The 17,399-nt window shown below is 67.6% G+C and carries 15 protein-coding genes and 1 pseudogene; 9 read left to right on the forward strand and 7 right to left on the reverse strand.

Annotated elements, in window-relative coordinates; translation table 11 throughout:
- Window positions 1-15 precede the first annotated feature (15 nt).
- Window positions 16-1,059: an LLM class flavin-dependent oxidoreductase gene (locus ABZ840_RS06890; protein ID WP_361554483.1), complete on the forward strand. Its 1,044-nt coding sequence runs from the start codon at window positions 16-18 to the stop codon at window positions 1,057-1,059.
- A gap of 93 nt (window positions 1,060-1,152) precedes the next feature.
- On the opposite strand, the gene ABZ840_RS06895 is transcribed toward ABZ840_RS06890, so the two are convergent.
- The 4 genes from ABZ840_RS06895 to ABZ840_RS06910 form a co-directional block, all read right to left on the reverse strand.
- Complete coding sequence (locus tag ABZ840_RS06895) at window positions 1,153-1,842, reverse strand: GntR family transcriptional regulator (RefSeq protein ID WP_361554486.1); 690 nt, start codon at window positions 1,840-1,842, stop codon at window positions 1,153-1,155.
- 218 nt (window positions 1,843-2,060) lie between these two features.
- The gene (locus tag ABZ840_RS06900; protein WP_361554489.1) at window positions 2,061-2,612 is read right to left on the reverse strand and encodes an amino acid synthesis family protein; all 552 of its coding nucleotides are present in this window, start codon (window positions 2,610-2,612) and stop codon (window positions 2,061-2,063) included.
- Complete coding sequence (locus ABZ840_RS06905; RefSeq protein ID WP_361554492.1) at window positions 2,609-3,208, reverse strand: amino acid synthesis family protein; 600 nt, start codon at window positions 3,206-3,208, stop codon at window positions 2,609-2,611. Before ABZ840_RS06905 ends, ABZ840_RS06900 begins: the two co-directional genes overlap by 4 nt.
- Complete coding sequence (locus ABZ840_RS06910; protein ID WP_361554495.1) at window positions 3,205-4,329, reverse strand: LLM class flavin-dependent oxidoreductase; 1,125 nt, start codon at window positions 4,327-4,329, stop codon at window positions 3,205-3,207. The genes ABZ840_RS06905 and ABZ840_RS06910 overlap by 4 nt, the downstream gene beginning before the upstream one ends.
- 336 nt (window positions 4,330-4,665) lie before the next feature.
- Here ABZ840_RS06910 and ABZ840_RS06915 point away from each other — a divergent pair, with 336 nt between their 5' ends.
- The 5 genes and pseudogenes from ABZ840_RS06915 (at window position 4,666) to ABZ840_RS06935 (ending at window position 9,113) form a co-directional block, all read left to right on the forward strand.
- The gene (locus ABZ840_RS06915; protein ID WP_361554498.1) at window positions 4,666-6,123 is read left to right on the forward strand and encodes a cytosine permease; all 1,458 of its coding nucleotides are present in this window, start codon (window positions 4,666-4,668) and stop codon (window positions 6,121-6,123) included.
- Window positions 6,124-6,262: 139 nt separating this feature from the next.
- Entirely contained in the window at window positions 6,263-7,180 is a 918-nt protein-coding gene (locus tag ABZ840_RS06920) for an alpha/beta hydrolase (protein WP_361554501.1), read from the forward strand.
- A gap of 5 nt (window positions 7,181-7,185) precedes the next feature.
- The gene (locus ABZ840_RS06925) at window positions 7,186-7,635 is read left to right on the forward strand and encodes an NUDIX domain-containing protein (RefSeq protein ID WP_361555368.1); all 450 of its coding nucleotides are present in this window, start codon (window positions 7,186-7,188) and stop codon (window positions 7,633-7,635) included.
- A 36-nt stretch (window positions 7,636-7,671) separates the two neighbouring features.
- Window positions 7,672-8,145: an NUDIX domain-containing protein gene (locus tag ABZ840_RS06930; protein WP_361554504.1), complete on the forward strand. Its 474-nt coding sequence runs from the start codon at window positions 7,672-7,674 to the stop codon at window positions 8,143-8,145.
- 405 nt (window positions 8,146-8,550) lie between these two features.
- Window positions 8,551-9,113, forward strand: a pseudogene (locus ABZ840_RS06935) (cysteine hydrolase).
- 100 nt (window positions 9,114-9,213) lie between these two features.
- On the opposite strand, the gene ABZ840_RS06940 reads toward ABZ840_RS06935, so the two are convergent.
- Window positions 9,214-9,552, reverse strand: a complete 339-nt coding sequence (locus ABZ840_RS06940) for a peptidase inhibitor family I36 protein (protein ID WP_361554507.1) — start codon at window positions 9,550-9,552, stop codon at window positions 9,214-9,216.
- A 526-nt stretch (window positions 9,553-10,078) separates the two neighbouring features.
- Here ABZ840_RS06940 and ABZ840_RS06945 point away from each other — a divergent pair.
- Window positions 10,079-12,082 (forward strand): FAD-dependent oxidoreductase, encoded by a 2,004-nt coding sequence (locus ABZ840_RS06945; RefSeq protein WP_361554510.1) that lies wholly within the window; start codon window positions 10,079-10,081, stop codon window positions 12,080-12,082.
- A 23-nt stretch (window positions 12,083-12,105) separates the two neighbouring features.
- Complete coding sequence (locus tag ABZ840_RS06950) at window positions 12,106-14,433, forward strand: hypothetical protein (protein WP_361554513.1); 2,328 nt, start codon at window positions 12,106-12,108, stop codon at window positions 14,431-14,433.
- Window positions 14,434-14,685: 252 nt separating this feature from the next.
- Here the strand turns inward: ABZ840_RS06950 and ABZ840_RS06955 are convergent, their stop codons facing one another.
- Window positions 14,686-15,375, reverse strand: a complete 690-nt coding sequence (locus tag ABZ840_RS06955; RefSeq protein WP_361554516.1) for a PepSY domain-containing protein — start codon at window positions 15,373-15,375, stop codon at window positions 14,686-14,688.
- Between the two features lie 703 nt (window positions 15,376-16,078).
- Between ABZ840_RS06955 and ABZ840_RS06960 the strand changes: the two genes are divergently transcribed.
- Window positions 16,079-16,402 (forward strand): rodlin, encoded by a 324-nt coding sequence (locus ABZ840_RS06960; protein ID WP_361555371.1) that lies wholly within the window; start codon window positions 16,079-16,081, stop codon window positions 16,400-16,402.
- Window positions 16,403-16,497: 95 nt separating this feature from the next.
- Here ABZ840_RS06960 and ABZ840_RS06965 read toward each other — a convergent pair whose 3' ends face one another.
- Window positions 16,498-17,364 carry a GNAT family N-acetyltransferase gene (locus ABZ840_RS06965; protein WP_361554519.1) on the reverse strand — a complete coding sequence of 289 codons (867 nt, stop codon included), beginning with the start codon at window positions 17,362-17,364 and terminating at the stop codon, window positions 16,498-16,500.
- Window positions 17,365-17,399 lie beyond the last annotated feature (35 nt).

Below are 17,399 nucleotides of genomic sequence, written 5' to 3' on the forward strand. Positions count from 1 at the left end.
TGACGAGGATCAGCCATGCGATTTTCACTCTTCGTGCACATGGAGCGCTGGGACGAGAAGGACAGCCACCGGCAGCTCTTCGAGAACCTCTCCGAGCTGACCCTGATGGCCGAGGCCGGCGGGTTCAGCACCGTGTGGATCGGCGAGCATCACGCGATGGAGTACGTGATCTCCCCGAGCCCGATGCCGCTGCTGGCGCACCTGGCCGCGCAGACCTCGACCATCCGCCTGGGCGCGGGCACCATCGTCGCCCCGTTCTGGCACCCGCTCCGGGTCGCCGGCGAAACCGCGCTGCTCGACGTCATCAGCAACGGCCGCATGGAGGTCGGACTCGCCCGCGGTGCGCACCAATTCGAGTTCGACCGCATGGCGGACGGGCTGCCGGCCGCCGAAGGCGGGAAGCACCTGCGCGAGCTCGTGCCCGCCGTCCGGGCCCTCTGGCAGGGCGACTACGCCCACGACGGCGAGATCTGGAAGTTCCCGACCTCCACCAGTGTGCCCAAGCCGGTGCAGCAGCCCACTCCGCCCATGTGGATAGCCGCCCGCGACCCCGCCTCCCACGACTTCGCGGTGGCCCAGGGCTGCAACGTCATGGTCACCCCGCTGATGAAGGGCGATGAGGAGGTCGTCGCCCTCAAGGAGAAGTTCGACACCGCGGTGGCGAACCACCCCGAGGTGCCGCGTCCCGAGCTGATGGTGCTGCGCCACACGCACGTCCACTCGCCCGACGAGCCCGACGGCTGGCGCCCGGCCGCTGAGGCGATCAACCGGTACTACCGGACCTTCGACGCCTGGTTCGGCAACAAGACCACCCCGGTGAACGGGTTCCTGGAGCCCAGCCCGGAGTCGAAGTTCGAGGAGCGGCCGGAGTTCGACCCGGAGTCGCTGCACAAGACCGCCATGGTGGGCACCCCGGTCGAGGTCATCGAGCGGCTGCGTCATTACGAGCAGCTGGGCGTCGACGAGTACAGCTTCTGGATCGACAACAGCCTGTCGCACGAGGAGAAGCGCGACTCCCTGGAGATGTTCATCAAGGAAGTCGTGCCGGCCTTCCAGTGAGGCGCCGGCGCTTCACGACGCGATGGAAGCCGGTTCGGCGTCGCCCCGGCCGGTCATGCTCGCAAGGGCATGACCGGCCGGGGCGATCCGCGCTCAGCCGCGTTCCTGCTCGTCGATGCCGGCCATGACGGCCTGATGGCTTCGGCGTACGTGCTCACGCATCACGCGCTCGGCGCCGTCGCCGTCCTTGGCGAGGATGAGGTCGAGGACGCGGTGGTGTTCGTGATCGGACTCGCTCAGCCGGCCGGGCTGCGCCAGCGACGTGCGCACCAGACGGGTGTACGCCAACTGGTTCATGAGCGTGCGGTAGTGCGCTACGAGCTTGCTGTTGTCAGCGCCGACGACGATCAGCTCGTGGAATTCGTGCACCAGCTCCGCGTACCGCTCGGCGTCACCCGCTCGGACCGCCTCGTCGGCCTCCTGCATGGTGGCCTGCAGCCGGTCCACTTCCGGTACCCGACCGCGGAGGGCCAGCAGCCGGGCCGCAGCACCCTCCAGCAGTTCCTTCATCTGGAACAGCTCGGTGACCTCACGCCGCGACGGCACGGCCACGAAGGTGCCGACCCGCGGCCGCACCTGCACCAGGCCTTCGATCTGGAGCTGCTTGAGTGCCTCGCGGATCGGAGTGCGGCTGACGCCGAAGTTCTCCGACAGAGTCATCTCGGAAAGACTGGACCCCGGCTGCAGCTCGCCGCTGATAATCATCTGGCGGAGCTCGTCAGCCACTCGCGCCTGCATGCTCGTGCGTGGCAGCCGCTTGGCAGTCCCCGGTGATTCTTGCATGGCACAAGACGCTAGTGGGCCCCAGCTTTGCGCGTCAACTTATGCGGCATGGTGCTGGTGCCATACAAGTACCGGTTGTTACGTGTACGGGGTGCGGTGGCCAGGGAGTGCCCAGCGACAAGCGCCCGGGGAGAGACCCGCATCCATCGTGGGGGTCTCTCCCCGGGCGCTTTGACGGCTGACGGCCGCGGTGAGCTCTTACCGAGGGCCTGGACCAGTCACTGCTCGGTGGACAGGGGCGCCAGCCGGGCCTGCGGGCGTCCCCGGGAGGCGGCCGCGAGTCCGATCACGATCTCGTCCGCCCGGGGGCCGTCCGGCACGCGGGCCTCGATCGTCTGGTGGTGCGAACGAATCGTGGCGTCGGTGAGGTGCTTGAGCGGGATGTCGAAGACCGCGCCGGCCGCGGCCCGCTTCTCCACCGCGGGCAGCAGAGTGGTGGCGCTCGCGGCCTTGCGGAAGTGGTCGCCGAACCTGAGCGTGTGGATGAGCGCGCTACCGTGCTCGACCTCGCCGTCGAGGCCCACGATCGCGGCCTTGCCGTACGCCTCGACCGGCGCGCCGAGGGCCTCGACCACGCGCGGTGCGAGCAGCTCCCCGAGCCGCGGTGCGACCTCGTCGATGCCCGGCAGGAGGTCCTCGACGAAGCCCTGACCTGCCCAGGGGTTCTCGATCACGGCGAGTACGACCGCTGTCCGGGCAGGCGGGTCGACGGGCTTGCCGCCCTCGGTGTGCACGTCCTCGGTGAAGGTGATGATCCTGCGTACGGTCATCGGGCTGCGTTCTCCAGGTCGGCGAGGCGGACGACGGGGTCGGTGCGGCGGTCCCCGATCCGGGCGTTGGGCCGCGGCCCGGACGAGGCGCCGGCGATCACCACGATCTCGTCGGCACGCGGGGCGTCCGGGATCCGGATCTGAACGGTCTGGTAGTGCGTACGGGTCGCGGCGGCCGTCTTGTGCCAGAGCGGCACGGTGAGGGGTTCGCCGGCGGGCAGCCGGTCGTCGTTGAAGACGATGATCGAGGTGCCTTCGGTCATCTCCCGCAGGACGTTGCCGAAATAGGGCGTGTGGATCAGCGCGCCGCCGTGTTCGATCTCCCCGTCCAGGCCGACCACGGCCGCCTTGCCGAAGGCTTCGATCCGGTCGACGCCGCCCAGCGTCTCGATCAGCTTGCCGGTGAGCAACTGGCCCAATTCCGGGGCAACTTCTTCGACCGCCGGCTGCAGATCGGCTACGAAGCCGCGTCCGGCCCAGGGGTTGCGGATGACCGCGGCGGCCGCGACGCGCCGCACCGGTGTGGCGACCGGGCGTCCGAGCTCCAGCAGGACCTCGTCGGCGACGGTCACCACCTTCCGCACCAGGCCGCTCATGAGGTGAACTCCGGCATGACCTTCTCCGTGAACAGTTCCAGGCTGCGCATCGCCTTGCGGTGTTCCAGTCCGGGGTGGGTGGTCCACAGCAGCAGGTGCTCCAGGCCCACCTCGGCGCGGAGTTCCGCGATCTTCTCGGTGACGTACTCGGGGGTGCCGACCAGCAGGTTGCGGCTGTGCAGGAAGTCGAACGAGAGCTGGTGGGCGTCGGTGAGTTCCTCGCCGGCCTCCATCAGGTTGCCCAGCCCGCGCCAGTGCGTGATCCAGCGGTACGTGGTCATCAGCGCCTCCTCGAAGTCGGCGCGGGCCTGCTCCATGGTGTCCGCCACGTAGACATCGCGTACCAGGCCGATGCCCTCGCCGAGGGCGTACTCGCGGCCGGCCGCCTCGCTGGCGGTGTCGCGGTAAAGCTCGAAACGCTCCTTGAGCGCCGATACCGGCGGCAGCCAGAACATGCCCTGGACGCCGTCGGCGGCGGCGGCCTTGATGGACCGGGGACTGTCGATGACCTGCCACAGCGGCGGGTGGGGACGCTGTTGGGGAGCGGGCGTGACCTGCATCTTCGTGATCACACCATCGGAGGTGTAGTCGTCGGTCGCGGGTGACAGGGGATGGTTCCACCGCACACCGGGCGCCGGGAACTCGTAGAACCGGCCCTTGTGCGCGAAGAAGTCGCCGCTCCATGCCTTGCGCAGGACCTCCACCGTCTCGTCGTACAGCGCCCGGTTCTGTTCCTGGTCACGCGGATCGGCGAGCGCGTTGAGGTTGAGAGCTTCGCGGCCGTACAGCCCGCGGCCGAGGCCCACCTCGACGCGGCCGCCGGAGAGCTGGTCGAGCATGGCGATGTCTTCGGCAAGGCGCAGCGGATGCCAGAAGGTGGCGATGTTCGCTGCCTGGCCGATGCGGATGCGCTCCGTGCGCGCGGCGATGTCGGCGCCCATCAGGACCGGATTCGGGGTGATCTCGATCGCCTCGTGCCCGAAGTGGTGCTCGGTGTACCAGGTGGACCAGAAGCCCGCCTGGTCGGCGGCGCTTGCGAACTCCCGGGCCTCGTTCATGACCTGGGCGTACTCACCCAGGCGCCCTGGGGCTCCCAGATTGTGAAAGATCGAGAACCTCATACGCAGTCCTTCCGTTCTGGCTGTGCCATGCAAGAGAGGCTAGGTTTGCTGAGCGTGACCCGTCAAGGCAAGGTCCGGCTCGACTCTCATCGTCCCTTGCAAATGCGGCAGTGTGCTGGTCGAGGAGGCATTCCGTAAGTCATTCCGTCCTCAGTGTTGACACTGCATGGCCGCGTACCTACGGTCCTCTGCCATGCAAGAGTTTCGCTGATGGGACCGTGATGAGCCGCACCCTTGAACGCACGTCACTCCTGCAGACCGCCCCCGGTACCTCTCGCCGCCCGGCCCCGATGCCGTGGTGACCCCTCTTCCACCTCGCCCAGTCAGGAGTACGGCATGACCCATGACTCCCCACCGCCGGAAGCCGCCGCACCGGTATACGGCAGCGCGGTCACCAAGGTCGAACCCTTCGGGGTCGATCACATCCCCGCCAACGAGCGGCACGGGAAGCCCAGTTCGCAGTTCTTCGTCTGGTTCGCCGCCGGCCTCAACTTCCCGATCATCCTGCTCGGCTTCAACGCGGCCTCGTTCGGACTGAGTTTCCCCGCCGCGGTCGCCGCCATCGTCGTCGGGTCCGGGCTCGGCTGCCTGCTCATGGCCGTCATGTCCCGGATGGGCGTCCGGCTCGGCGTACCGCAGCAGATCCAGGCCCGCGGACCGCTCGGCTTCTTCGGCAACTTCCTGCCCGTCGCCTACATCAACGTCTTCGCCGGCGTCGGCTGGGCGGCCGTGACGGTCATCCTCGGCGGCAAGGCCTTCGCCGAGCTGACACATCTGCCGTACTGGCTCTGCGCGGCGCTGCTGACGTTGATCGAGATGGTGGTGGCCGTCTACGGCTACAACATGATCAACTTCCTGCAGAAGGCGCTGACGTACGTCCTGACCCCGCTGTTCGCACTGATCACCGTGGTCGCCCTCGTCCGCGGCGGCAACCTCTTCGAGGCCAACCCGCAGGCACCGAGCTTCATCGGCAACACCGGCGGCCTGATCACCTTCGGCGGCTGGTTCTTCGCCTTCCTCGTCGCCTGGGCGCCCTTCGCCTCGGACTACTCCCGCTACCTGCCCGACACCCCGCAGGTCGTCAAGCGCACCGCCTGGTACACCGGCCTCGGCAACTTCGTCACCCTCTGCTGGCTGGGCATCCTGGGAGTGGTCGTCGGCGGCAGCGCCAGCAGCTCGGACACCATCACCGCCCTCCACCAGCTGGCCGGCCCGTTCGCCTTCCCCGCCCTGCTGGCGGTCGGCCTCTCGGCACTGGCACAGAACTTCCTCAACGTCTACGGCGGTGCCATCTCCGTCCAGACTCTGAAGGTGCCCGTCACCCGCTCCCAGGCGGTCATCGGCATCTGCGCGGTGGCGTACCTCGTCAGCCTGTGGGGGGCGTCCGGTACGGAGGACAAGTTCAAGGTCTTCCTCAATCTGACGGCCTACTTCATCGCCCCCTTCGCCGCCGTGCTCCTCCTCGACTACTACCTGGGCGGCCGCGCCGACATCCGCCGCATCTCGGAGCTCTACGATCGCTCCCGCGTCCTGAACTGGGGCTTCGTCGCGTGGGTGGGCGGCGTCGCCGCGTCGGTGCCCTTCTGGCAGTCCAACCTCTACACCGGTGCGTTCGCGAAGGCGTTCCCGGAAGCCGGCGACCTGAGCATGCTCGTCGCCGCCGGTGCTGCCTCGCTCGTCTACCTGCTGACGTACCGGCTCAAGCCGCTCTGGACGAGCAACACGGCCGACGGCTCCCACCAGGCGCCGACCGACGCCGACCGCTCCAAGGCGGTAGCCGGCCAGAACCACTGACGGCGAGCACAGCCTCTGACAACGTGCGCATCCTCGGGCGGCGTCCGTAGCACTGGACGCCGCCCGAGGTCGGTGCCGGATACGCATGCAATAGCGTGGGGCAGGACGGGCAAGACCCCTGGGTGACGTGGAGGACCGCGTGCGATTCGCGCTGGACGATCTGTTGGCCGACCTGCCGACGGAGCAGGTCGATGAAGCCCGTGCCTTCTACGGATCGAGGGCAGCCGGTCGTGGCCCCAGCACCCTGGAGGAGCTGGAGGAGGTACGCGCGAAGAGGGCCGCGCCACTCCCTGCCGATCCACCGGCCGGCGAAGAGATGGTCGAAGCCGGGGGAGTGCGCGTCCCGGTGCGGATCTTCACCCCCTCCGGCAAGCGAGCGCGAGGCGTCTACCTGGACATCCACGGCGGCGGCTTCTACATGGATTCCGCCGCGCGAGGAGACGTACGGAACCGCCGGCTCGCCGAGGCCCTGCACCTCGCGGTCGTCAGTGTCGACTATCGGCTGGCCCCCGAGCACCCCTGGCCCGCCGCACCTGACGACTGCGAAGCGGCGGCACGCTGGCTCGTCGAAGAAGCGCGTGACCGCTTCGGAACAGCCCGACTGATGATCGGCGGCAGCTCAGCCGGAGCGACACTCGCCATGACGACCCTGCTCCGGCTGAGGGACAAGAGAGCCGTCGACGGCTTCGTGGGCGCCGCGCTCCAATTCGGCACCTACGACCTGAGCGCACAGACGCCGGCCGGACGCAAGATTGCGGACGAGTACTTCCTCCAGGCCTACGCCGGCCACGTCGCGGACCGCACTCTCCCGGACATCTCTCCCCTCTACGGCGACCTCCGCGGTCTGCCGCCGGCGCTACTGGTCGTCGGCAGCGCAGACGTACTGCTGGAGGACAACCTCGCGATGGCAGGCCGGCTTTCCGCCGTCGGCAACGACGTCGACCTCCGGATCTACCCGGAGTCACCCCACGGCTTCACGGGGCACCCCACAGCAGTGGCTCGGACCGCGCTCAGCGACATCAATTCCTGGCTGCTCGACCGGATTGCTCAGCCGTGACGACAATCCGTCCACGAATCCGCGTCGCCGCATACGTGATCCGACACCGCGGCCTGCCGGAGCTGCTGGTCTTCGACCACGTCGATGCCCCCGGGGCCGGCACCCAGATCCCTGCGGGCGGAGTACGCCCGGGGGAGGAGCTGGACGAAGCCGTGCTCCGCGAGGTCCGTGAAGAGACAGGCCTGCGAGCGGCGACAGTCATGGGGCAGATCACCGTTGAGGACAAACCGCACCCCGACACAGGGCAGCCCCGCCGCACGGCCTTCTTCCATCTCGCAGCTCCCGCGGAGAGCCCCGATGCCTGGATCCATCGCGTCCAGGGGCAGGACAGCGATGCCGGCATGGTCTTCTCCTGCCGCTTCCTCGCCCTCCCTCTGACCACCCCCTTGGCCGACCACCAAGACGCCTGGTTGGGCTGCATCGATGAGAACTGGGCGACTCGTTCCAGCACGTAACGTGAACCGCGCGCTCGCGACCACCGGAGGTAGGGGATGAGTTTCCGACTGGCGGCGTACGCCGTGTGCATCGAAGACGGGCGAGTGCTGCTCGCCTGTCATGTGCCATCGAGGGGTGGTCCCAACTGGACTCTTCCGGGAGGCAGGGTCGAGCACGCAGAGGATCCGTACGACGCGGTGATCCGGGAGGTCGCCGAGGAGACCGGTTGCGACGCCGTGGTCGAACGCCTGCTGGGCGTGGACTCAAGGATCATCCCCGCAGCCGAACGCGCCGTCCCCGGCGGACCGGAACACCAGAATGTCGGCATCTTCTACCAGGCGCGCATCACCGGCGGCCAACTCCGGCCCGAGCCGAACGGCGAAACCGCAGAGTCGGTCTGGACTCCGCTCCCCGACGTTGCCGGCCTGCGCAGGTCGTCGCTCGTCGACATCGGACTCGCCTTGGCGCGGACCCTGCCGGCAACCGGTCACGTCCCGCCCGTCCCGGTCGGCGGCCTGATTCAGCACTGAGACAACCTGCACGGTTCGGGACCGCTTCCTAGGCTTGCCGGTGACCGCCGCCCCACGCGCGAAAAGGCACTGGTCGCGGCAGTGGAGCGTGACGGAGGTGAAGATCGAAGCCGATGCCGCCCATCCCGGCACGTCGGAGCTCTCGCATGCTCCATATGAGTGATGCCGTGCAGGACCGTTCCCTCAGGCGCATATATGCGATTTGCTGTACCCATCCCCCCAACGGTCTCCCCGCCCGGCCCCCGCAGGGAGACCGCCCCCGCAGACGCGATTCACACGCCGTTTCCCCTCGCGCTGAATGCTCGAACCCAACCTGGCGGGCACGCCACCACCATGCCCGAGGCCGCGTAAGATCCGTGCGTCCCATCAGAACCCGGCCCGTTCCAACGCCCGCTCGGAGACGACATGAGCAGCAGCGCCCTACTCGTGATGGACGTCCAGCGGGCCATCGTGGACCAGGTCGATGACGACTCCGGATACCTGCCCGCCTGCGCAGGGCGATCGACGGAGCCCGGGCGGCGAACATGCCCGTGATCTACGTGGTCATCGCGCTGCGGCCCGGCTTCCCGGAAGTGGGCACGCGCAACAGGGCTCTTGCTGCCATCGCGCAGGCCGGCCTCTACGTCGAGGGCGCCCCGGGTACCGAGATCCACCCCGAGGTCGCGCCCCGGCCGGGCGACGTGGTGGTCACCAAGAGGCGGGCGAGCGCGTTCTCGGGCAGCGATCTCGACGTCGTATTGCGGGCGCGCGGGATCGACAGCCTCGTGCTCACCGGCATCGCCACCAGCGCTGTGGTGCTGTCCACCCTGTGCCAGGCGAACGACCTGGACTTCGGCCTCACCGTTCTGCCCGATGCCTGCCTGGACCCCGATCCAGAGGTGCACCGGGTCCTTGTCGAGCGGCTATTTCCGCAGTGGGCGGATGTCGTCCCCGTCGAGGACTGGCTCAAGAAGCTCGCATATCAATAGCGGTAGCCCAGTCTGCAGATTCGATTCAGCTGTTGAGATGCGACGGCTTCGCCCTTTCCCGTCTTGCATGTCGGGTAGGGGCGAAGCCATCAGCTACGGGTTACTTCCAGCTGAACACCCTGTCCGTGGAATTGTAATCACCGGGCGCCAGCGCGTACGCGAGGCTCTCGCAGTTGTTGCCGGAATAGAAGTTCCAAGACCGACTGTGGTTGTTGAACACCGTTCGTGCGGACGTCCCCGATACGGCAGTGCAGCCGGTGTCGCCCGGCTCGTGGTGGACCGTCATAGTGCCTGTGAAGTTAGACCCTGTCCAGAAACAGACATAGCCTTCGGGGCACTTTTCGGACGGAGCGGCGGTGGCGTTGCCGGCCGGTGCTACGGCCATTGCGGCGGCGCCTGAGGCAAACGCGATGGAGAAGAGAAGACGACGGATGCGCATGACCAACCCCTTGGTGTGGTGCGGTTACCTCAAGAAGGCTTGCCGCGCCTGCCTGACAGAAACGGCAGCTCGCCGGGAAAACCCATAAGAGTGAGTCATCAAATGGGGTGACGGCGTGAGTATCGTATTGTCGGCTGATCTCGCTGCGCCGAGTCAGTGGCTGCGCATCCCCATTTTGACACGGAGAGGCCGTACTCGCGCCTGCATAAATGCAGACCGGAGCATCCCTCTTGAGATCCCCCGCCACATGGGAAAATCCACGCAACTGGATTCCCGTACGAACCAGCGCTACTTTCCGCGAGTGTCTATCACTCCAGCCCATCACCCGACTATGGCCCCAATTGCTGCGAAGGCCGCCACGATTTGATGTGGCGATAAATGCTGGCCATGGCTTTTTAGGAATTGTCGCTGGATGTGATGAACAGCTGAGGTGGCACGGGTTCATCCATGGGAGGCGGGTAGTTCGGCCGGTGTATGCGTGTCGGCTTGGCGCGCAACCCGGCGATTGTGGAGAAGTGGTTCAGTCATGTCTGATTCTGCCGAGGGGGCATTCGGAAAGCCTCCCAAGGGAGCGGCGAACGTTGTTTCGTCACCGCCCCCGTCGTCCCCATCGACCGGCGGCGCCGCCATTCCGGCGCAGCCGAAAACGCCTGACACCGACACCGACACCGGCACCGGCCCGGGGAGGCGCGGCACCGGTACCGCCGTACGCCAGGAGCGCATCGATGCCGCCGCCCGCGCGGTGATGGTGATGGACGAGAACGAACAGCCGCTTACACAGCAGTACTTGGACGTGCTGCGCAACGGGCTGCCTCGGAGCGGTACCAAAACCAAGGACATCTTGGTTTTGGGCGCTGGGCCTTCCGGGCTGTTCGCGGCTCACCTGCTGAAGGAGGCGGGCCACCGGGTCACCGTGCTCGAGGCCAACGGCAACCGTGCCGGCGGCCGCATCAAGACCTTCCGCTCCGGTGGGCACGAGAACGCGGAACAGCCCTTCGCCGACCCTCGGCAGCACGCCGAGGCCGGGGCCATGCGCCTGCCCGACGAGCACACGCTGTTGATGGCGTTGATCGACAAGCTGGGGATCACCAAGGTCCCCTTCCTCCTCGTGGGCGAGGACGGCAAGGGCACGGTCACGGATGGCACCTGGGTGCTGGTCAACGGCGTGCGGATGCGTCACAAGAAGTACCTTGAGAGCCCGCGGGCCATCAACGAGACCTTCGCTGTGCCCGAGAAGTTTATGGACACTCCGGCCTCGAAGATCCTGGACGACGCAATGGCCGACCTCAGGGCCAAGGTGCGTAAGGACAAGCCGCCCGCGGAGCAGCTGCAGGGCTGGAAGGAGATCATCCGGGACTACGGCGCCTACTCGATGCGCCGCTACCTGCGCGAGGTCGCAGGGCTGGACGAGGGCACCATCGACCTGATCGGCACCCTGCAGAACGTCACCTCCCGCCTCCCTCTCTCGTTCCTGAACAACTTCATCGACGAGGCGCTGATCCGCCCCGAGACCAAGTTCTACGAGCTGGTCGGCGGCACCGCCGTACTCGCCGACAAACTGCTGGAGCTGGTACGCGGCGAGGTGCGCTTCGACCGCCGGGTCACCCGTATCGAGTACTGGGATCCGCAGCGCGGCGACCAGCCCGACGCCACCATGGTGTCGCAGGCAGGACCGCGGGTGTGGGTGGACACCGTGTCCGAGGGGCGTGACGGACAAGCCGTGGTGCGGGAGAAGTTCACCGCGGACCTCGCCATCGTCACCATCCCCTTCTCCGGGCTGCGGCACGTGCAAGTCGCGCCCCAGCTCTCCTACCCCAAGCGTCGCGCCATCATCGAGCTGCACTACGACGCGGCCACCAAGGTGCTGCTCGAATTCAGTCGCCGCTGGTGGGCGTTCGACGAAGGCGAGTGGAAGACCGCACTGGAACGCATCCGCCCCGGGCTGTACGACGCGTACGCCAACGGCGAGATCCCCGACGACTCCTCCCTGTTGGGTGCCTACCCGTCCGAGCACCCGCGCCGGATCACCGACGCCCAGCGGGCCCACTACGCCGCGGACGCCTGGCTGGCCAACAACGAAACACCCGCACTCGGCGTGGTCGGCGGCGGCTCCATCTGCGACAACGCCAACCGCTTCATGTTCCAGCCCTCCCATCGCATCGTCGGAAGCGACGGCGGCGTGGTGCTCGCCTCCTACTGCTGGTCGGACGACGCGGTGCGCTGGGACGCCCTCGATGACGAGTGCCGGTACCCCAACGCGCTGCGCGGTCTGCAGGAGGTCTACGGGCAGCGCATCGAGGTCTTCTACACCGGCGTCGGACAGACCCAGAGCTGGCTGCGCAACCCCTACTCCTACGGCGAGGCGTCGATCCTGCTGCCGGACCAGCACACCGAGGTCTTCCCCGACATCGGTACGCCGGAGGGGCCGCTGCACTTCGCCGGCGACCACAGCTCGCTGAAGCCGGCGTGGATCGAGGGGGCCCTGGAATCGGCCATCCGTACGGCGTCGGAGATCCACCACCTCGCCTGACCAGCCACCACCGGAAGGACGACATGACCACCGCGACCACGCCATCCGTCCCGGCCGCCCGGGCCGCCACCGACACCGCACTGCCGCTGCGCCGAAGCACCCAGGTCCAGGGCGACATCCTCGCCGGATTCCGCAAGGACCACACGACCGTGTTGTTCCTGCACTTCTCCGACCCCGTCAAGGCGCGGCAATGGCTGAAGGAGCTCGTCCCGCGCATCGCCACGGTGGCCCAGGTCACCGCGTTCAACGAGGAGTTCAGCAGCCACCGCAGCGCGGCCGGGGGCCAGGACCCGGACCACCTGAAGGTGACCTGGCTCAACTTCGGGGTGACCCATCCCGGGCTGCAGCTCTTCACCGGCAAGGAACAGATCTTCGACAAGGTGCCGCCGGAGTCCACTCTCGACGCGTACGTCCAAGGCGCGGCGGCGCGTGCGGAGATCGTCGGCGACGTCGACGTCAACGCCCCCAGCAAGTGGCTGTACGGAAACGGACAGCCCGTTCATGGGGTGCTCACCCTCGCCTCCGACGATGACGAGGAGCTCATCCACGTCATCGAGCTGCAGAAGGAGGCCATCGGCAAGGCCGGTGGTGTGGTGGTCTACCACCAGAAGGGCGCAACACTGCCCGGAAACCTCACGGGCAAGGACCACTTCGGCTTCAAGGACGGCGTCAGCCAGCCCGGCGTGGCCGGCTACGACGAGGAGGACCCCGAAAACCCCGGCTACGTGAAAGGCAAGCCCGGTACCAAGCTGCTGCCCGCCGGAGAGTTCCTCATCGGCTACGACCGCCTCAGCACCGGCAACCCCCGCACGTCCTACCCCGCCGATGCGATGCCGGCATGGATGAAGGACGGCTCCTTCCATGTCGTACGCCGCATGGCGCAGGACGTGCCCGGCTGGTGGGGACAGGTGGAACAGGTACTGGACCAGCTGAAGAAGGCAGGAGCCGTACCGCCGGAAACCAACGCCGAGTGGATGGGCGCACGCATGGTGGGACGCTGGGGCTCGGGAGCCTCACTGATCAAGTGCCCGATGAAGCCCCCCAGCGACGACCAGGACACCGAGCCCGACAACGACTTCGACTTCGCCGACGACCCCGACGGCCTGGTCACTCCGCTGTACTCGCATACGCGCAAGAGTGCCCCTCGCGCGGGCCTGGTGAACGACGGGAAGAAGGTCGACGCGCTGCTCAACGAAGGGCGCAGGATCATCCGCCGCGGCAGCCCGTACGGCAAGCCCTTCAGCCCCGACGGCAGTGTCGGCAGCGCAGCCGACGACCCCAGGGGCATGGCCTTCGGCTGCTATCAGGCCGACATCGTCGGCCAGTTCGAGTTCATCCAGCGCAAGTGGACCAACAATTCCGACAACCCCCAGAACCGCAAACCTCCGGCCGGCCCCGACGCCATGATCAGCGGAAAACTCACCCCGGTCACCGACGGACGCATCGGCCACGAGAGCACAAACGCCCAGGGCACCCGCATGAGCACCCCGGTGCAGCTCACCACGTTCGTGCTCACCCAAGGGTGCGTGTACTCCTTCGCCCCCTCCATGAACACACTGCGCAGGCTCACCGAGGGGCGCCTCGACGGTGACGTGCCCGACATCCCCTCCCTGCACCCGCACGGCGCGCGCATCAACGCCATGCTGCCCGTCCCGGGAGAGCCGAGCCGCTACTGGTCCTTCCAGGGCCCCCTGGCCCGGCCCGTCACAGACGCCAGGGGCGAGAGGACGACCGACCTCCTCGCCGGCTCCACAGCCCCGGTGTCCTCCTGGCCCGCCTTGGCGTCCGGGGTGGACAAGGTGGACACGATCCTTCCCATGCCCGACCAGACCGGCACCGACGGGAAGGACGGCTACTGGGTCTTCCACACCGTGGCCGGTGCCCAGGTGTACCGCAACATGGCCATCGGCGGCACGCCCCCCGTCAGTTCCTCCGACGGGCAGGACAAGCCACTGAGCAGGTGGAACTCACTGGGGGGAGTGACCCATGTCGATGCCTTCATGAAGGTGCCCGACGTGGCGACCGACGCTGAGCAGCAGTCCTACTGGCTGTTCCACACGACCCCCGGTGGCCAGAAGTACCGGATGATCAAAATCCAGGCGTACGGCGGCCACGGCGACGAGAAGGTCTATGACGACAGCCCCCTGACCTCCTGGCCCTCGTTGCAGGGCATCTCCCAGGTGGACGCGATCCAGCCGGTCCCCGGCAAGCAGCGGGAGAACGGTGAGAGCTGGTACTGGGTCTTCCACAAGGACAGCTACCGCGTCATCGGCGTGGCCGACGGTAGCAGCCACGCCGACCGCGTGATCCAGAACGACCGACCGTTCCACGAGTGGAACAGCCCCTCGTAGGCCTGACGTAGTGGCGTGAATGCAGACAGGCGTGGTGCGCGACGACGGGGGATGCACCGCGCACCAGGCCGTGCACGAGCACAGTAGCTGTGTGCTCATCGTCGCGCACCCGGATCGAAAGATTCCCGTTCATGTGGAATTGCCGGAACCCGATGGAGGGGCCGCGTCCGCCGGACATCGGCGGGCACAGCCCCTTCGGGGGATTATCGGAAGGCTCCAGGCAGGCGGTCTGACGCCTGACTGAATGCCTGATCAGTCGTCGTCGCCGTTGTTGCCCTGGTCGTCGTGGTCGTCCTGGTCGACGTGCTGGTTGAGGACCTTGCCGCTGGCCGCATCGATCGTGACGTCGTGGCTCTTGTGGTCCTGGCCGAGGACGTCGACCTCCCAGACGGTGGAGCCGTTGCGGTCGTTGTCGTCGAGGCTGTAAGAGGTGACGGTGCCGGGGACGGCCTTCAGGGCCTTGTCGGTGGCCTCGGCGTGGCCGATCTTGTCGGCCTTGACCTGGGCCCGGGCCTCGGCGGCGTCCTGGGCGGCGTCGTCAGCGCGGTCGGTGTGCTTGTTCAGGACCTTGCCGTTGCCGGCGTCGATGGTGACGTCATGGTTCTTGTGGTCCTTGCCGAACACGTCGACCTCCCAGATGAGGGAGCCGTTGCGGTCCGCGGTTTCGAGCTCGGCGGAGGTCGCGGTGCCGGGGACCGCCTTGAGGGCCTTGGCGGTGGCCTCGGACTGGCTGACCTTGTCGGCCTTGACCTGGGCACGGTCCTTGGCGGTGTCGTCCAGGTGGCGCTCGCTCTGGGAGAGCTTGACAGAGGAGTGCGGGGCCGGGGCGTCGTCGCTCGCGAAGGCGGTCACGGCGCCCGTGCTGCCGATCAGTGCGACGGCGGCAGCCGTGCCGAGGACGACGGCGCGGGGGGTGAGCGTGCGCTTGGCGGTGGCCTTCATGGGGACGTTCCTCCGGATCGTGTTGCGGTGCGGTTCCGCCGGCGGGCCCTGTCGCGCCCTTCCGACATTCACCACAGTGCCGAACCGAACCTGAACACAACCTGAAACCCTGAAGTGGTCTTCAGTTTCAGGCGTCGAGGAAGGTGACAGGGCGCCCCTCCCGCGCAGCGAGCAGCCCGACCGGGGAGCGGCCGGGACGAGATCGGCGCGACTTTTCCTCCGTGGTGGTCCAGGGCTGACGCATGTTGGATCACATCGCACTCCAGGTGCACGACATCGCGGCCAGCGCCGCCTTCTACGACGCCGTCTCGCTCCATCGGGCGGCGAGCGCAAGAAGCAGTTCGGCGAAAACATCAGCTTCGGCGTGACGGGCCACCCGTTGTGGCTGGTCCCCGCGTCCGGTGCCGAAGTTCTGCACGCGCCCCGGGTCTGGCCGGAGTACCACGAGTCCTATTACGGAGCCTTCGTCATGGACCCCGATGGGAACAACGTCGAAGCGGTCTGCCATCGGCCCGGCTGAGCGCCCGGCCGCGCGCCTCCGGAGGCCGGGTGGTACGAGCCTGCCGGACAAGGCGATTGAAGGCTTGTCTTGGGCACGCCGACGATCAGGTGAATGGATGTGAAGGCACCGCGCCGCAGGATGTACTCCTGGCTTTGGACACGTCCTCATTCTGTGGAGAGAGCCATGTACATCCGTAGCACCATGACCGCCTGCAGCCTCGCCGCCGCGGCGATCGCCGGCGGAGCCGGCAGCGCCGTCGCGCTCGACGACGGTCCGACAAACCTCAGCGGCAACGGCGCACAGACCGCGTTCGGCAACTCGACGACTCACGGAAGCCTGAGCGGGCAGTTCGGGGCTGTCCAGGGCACGTTGAACGAACTGTGCGTCGGGGTGCCGGCGAAGGCCAATGTCGGAGCGCTGGTGGGCATTTTGGTGCCGGTCGCGGTACAGGACGTCAACGTCCTCTCCTCCCCGCAGAACCAGCAATGCGCCCACAACAGCACTCAGTCCTCCGGCACCGATTAATAAGCAATTTCCTAAGTTCTCGAACGACGACGGCTGGACGTCGCCCACGGCGTTCAGCTGTTGTCCTTGGTGCTGCGACGACCGCCTCGTCACCGTCAGGCGCCCCGGTACAGGTCCCGGACTTCGGGGTGTTGCTGGAAGCCGGCTGCCTTGTAGGTGGCGATGGCGCCGATATTGGAGCTCGGGGTGCAGACGATTGCGCTCGATGACCCCAGCTCCTGGAGCGCGGCCGCCGCGGCGACGGTGATCGCCTCGCCGTAGCCGTGACGGCGGTGTTCCCGGTGTACGCCCATCGGTTCGAGCAGCCCGGGCCTCCCCGGGCCGGCCGACCACACCGCCACTGTCGCCACCGCGTTGCCCTGGTCGTCGTACGCGACCAGACATCGGGCGTCGGCGTACGGCAATCCGGCCGCCATCGCGTGCCAGCGCTCCTCCGTGAACTTCGACCCGTCGAACGCTGACCGATGTACGGCGGTGAACACGTGCGCCAGTTCCGGCCCCACCACCTCGATCCGCACACCCGGGTCCTTTACCGGCTCCGAGAGGTCGCGGCGCAGCGACGTCCACGGTTCGCCGGCGCTCCAGCCCTCCTCGAACAGCAGATCCCGGACCAGTGCACCCATCGGCGCCTCGATGCTGGCCCTGCCCCTCGGCAGCACGCCGCGCTCCGGCTCGGTCACATCCTCGACCAACCGGTGCGTCAGCTCCTCCTCCCGCTGAGCGCCGGGCGCGATCGTCAGCCGCAACAGCCCGGGACCGTCCAGCAGCCCGACGGCGAGAATCTGTCCGTCCCGGCTCCACGTCCTGACCGCCGCGGCGGTCGCTTCAGCACCCGACCGCCAGAACCAGCCCAGGTCCCCCGGATGCAGCTGCATCGGCGCCGTGTCGTACTGCCAGTCCCGCAGCGCGCTCACAGCCTCGTTCAGCCCGTCGACTCCCGGCTTGCCCCACGCGATCGCCATGTCCCCGATGACACACCATCGCAGTGGCAGCCCGC

Origin of the sequence: Streptomyces sp. NPDC047117 (assembly GCF_040643545.1) — a bacterium.
Taxonomy (GTDB): domain Bacteria; phylum Actinomycetota; class Actinomycetes; order Streptomycetales; family Streptomycetaceae; genus Streptomyces.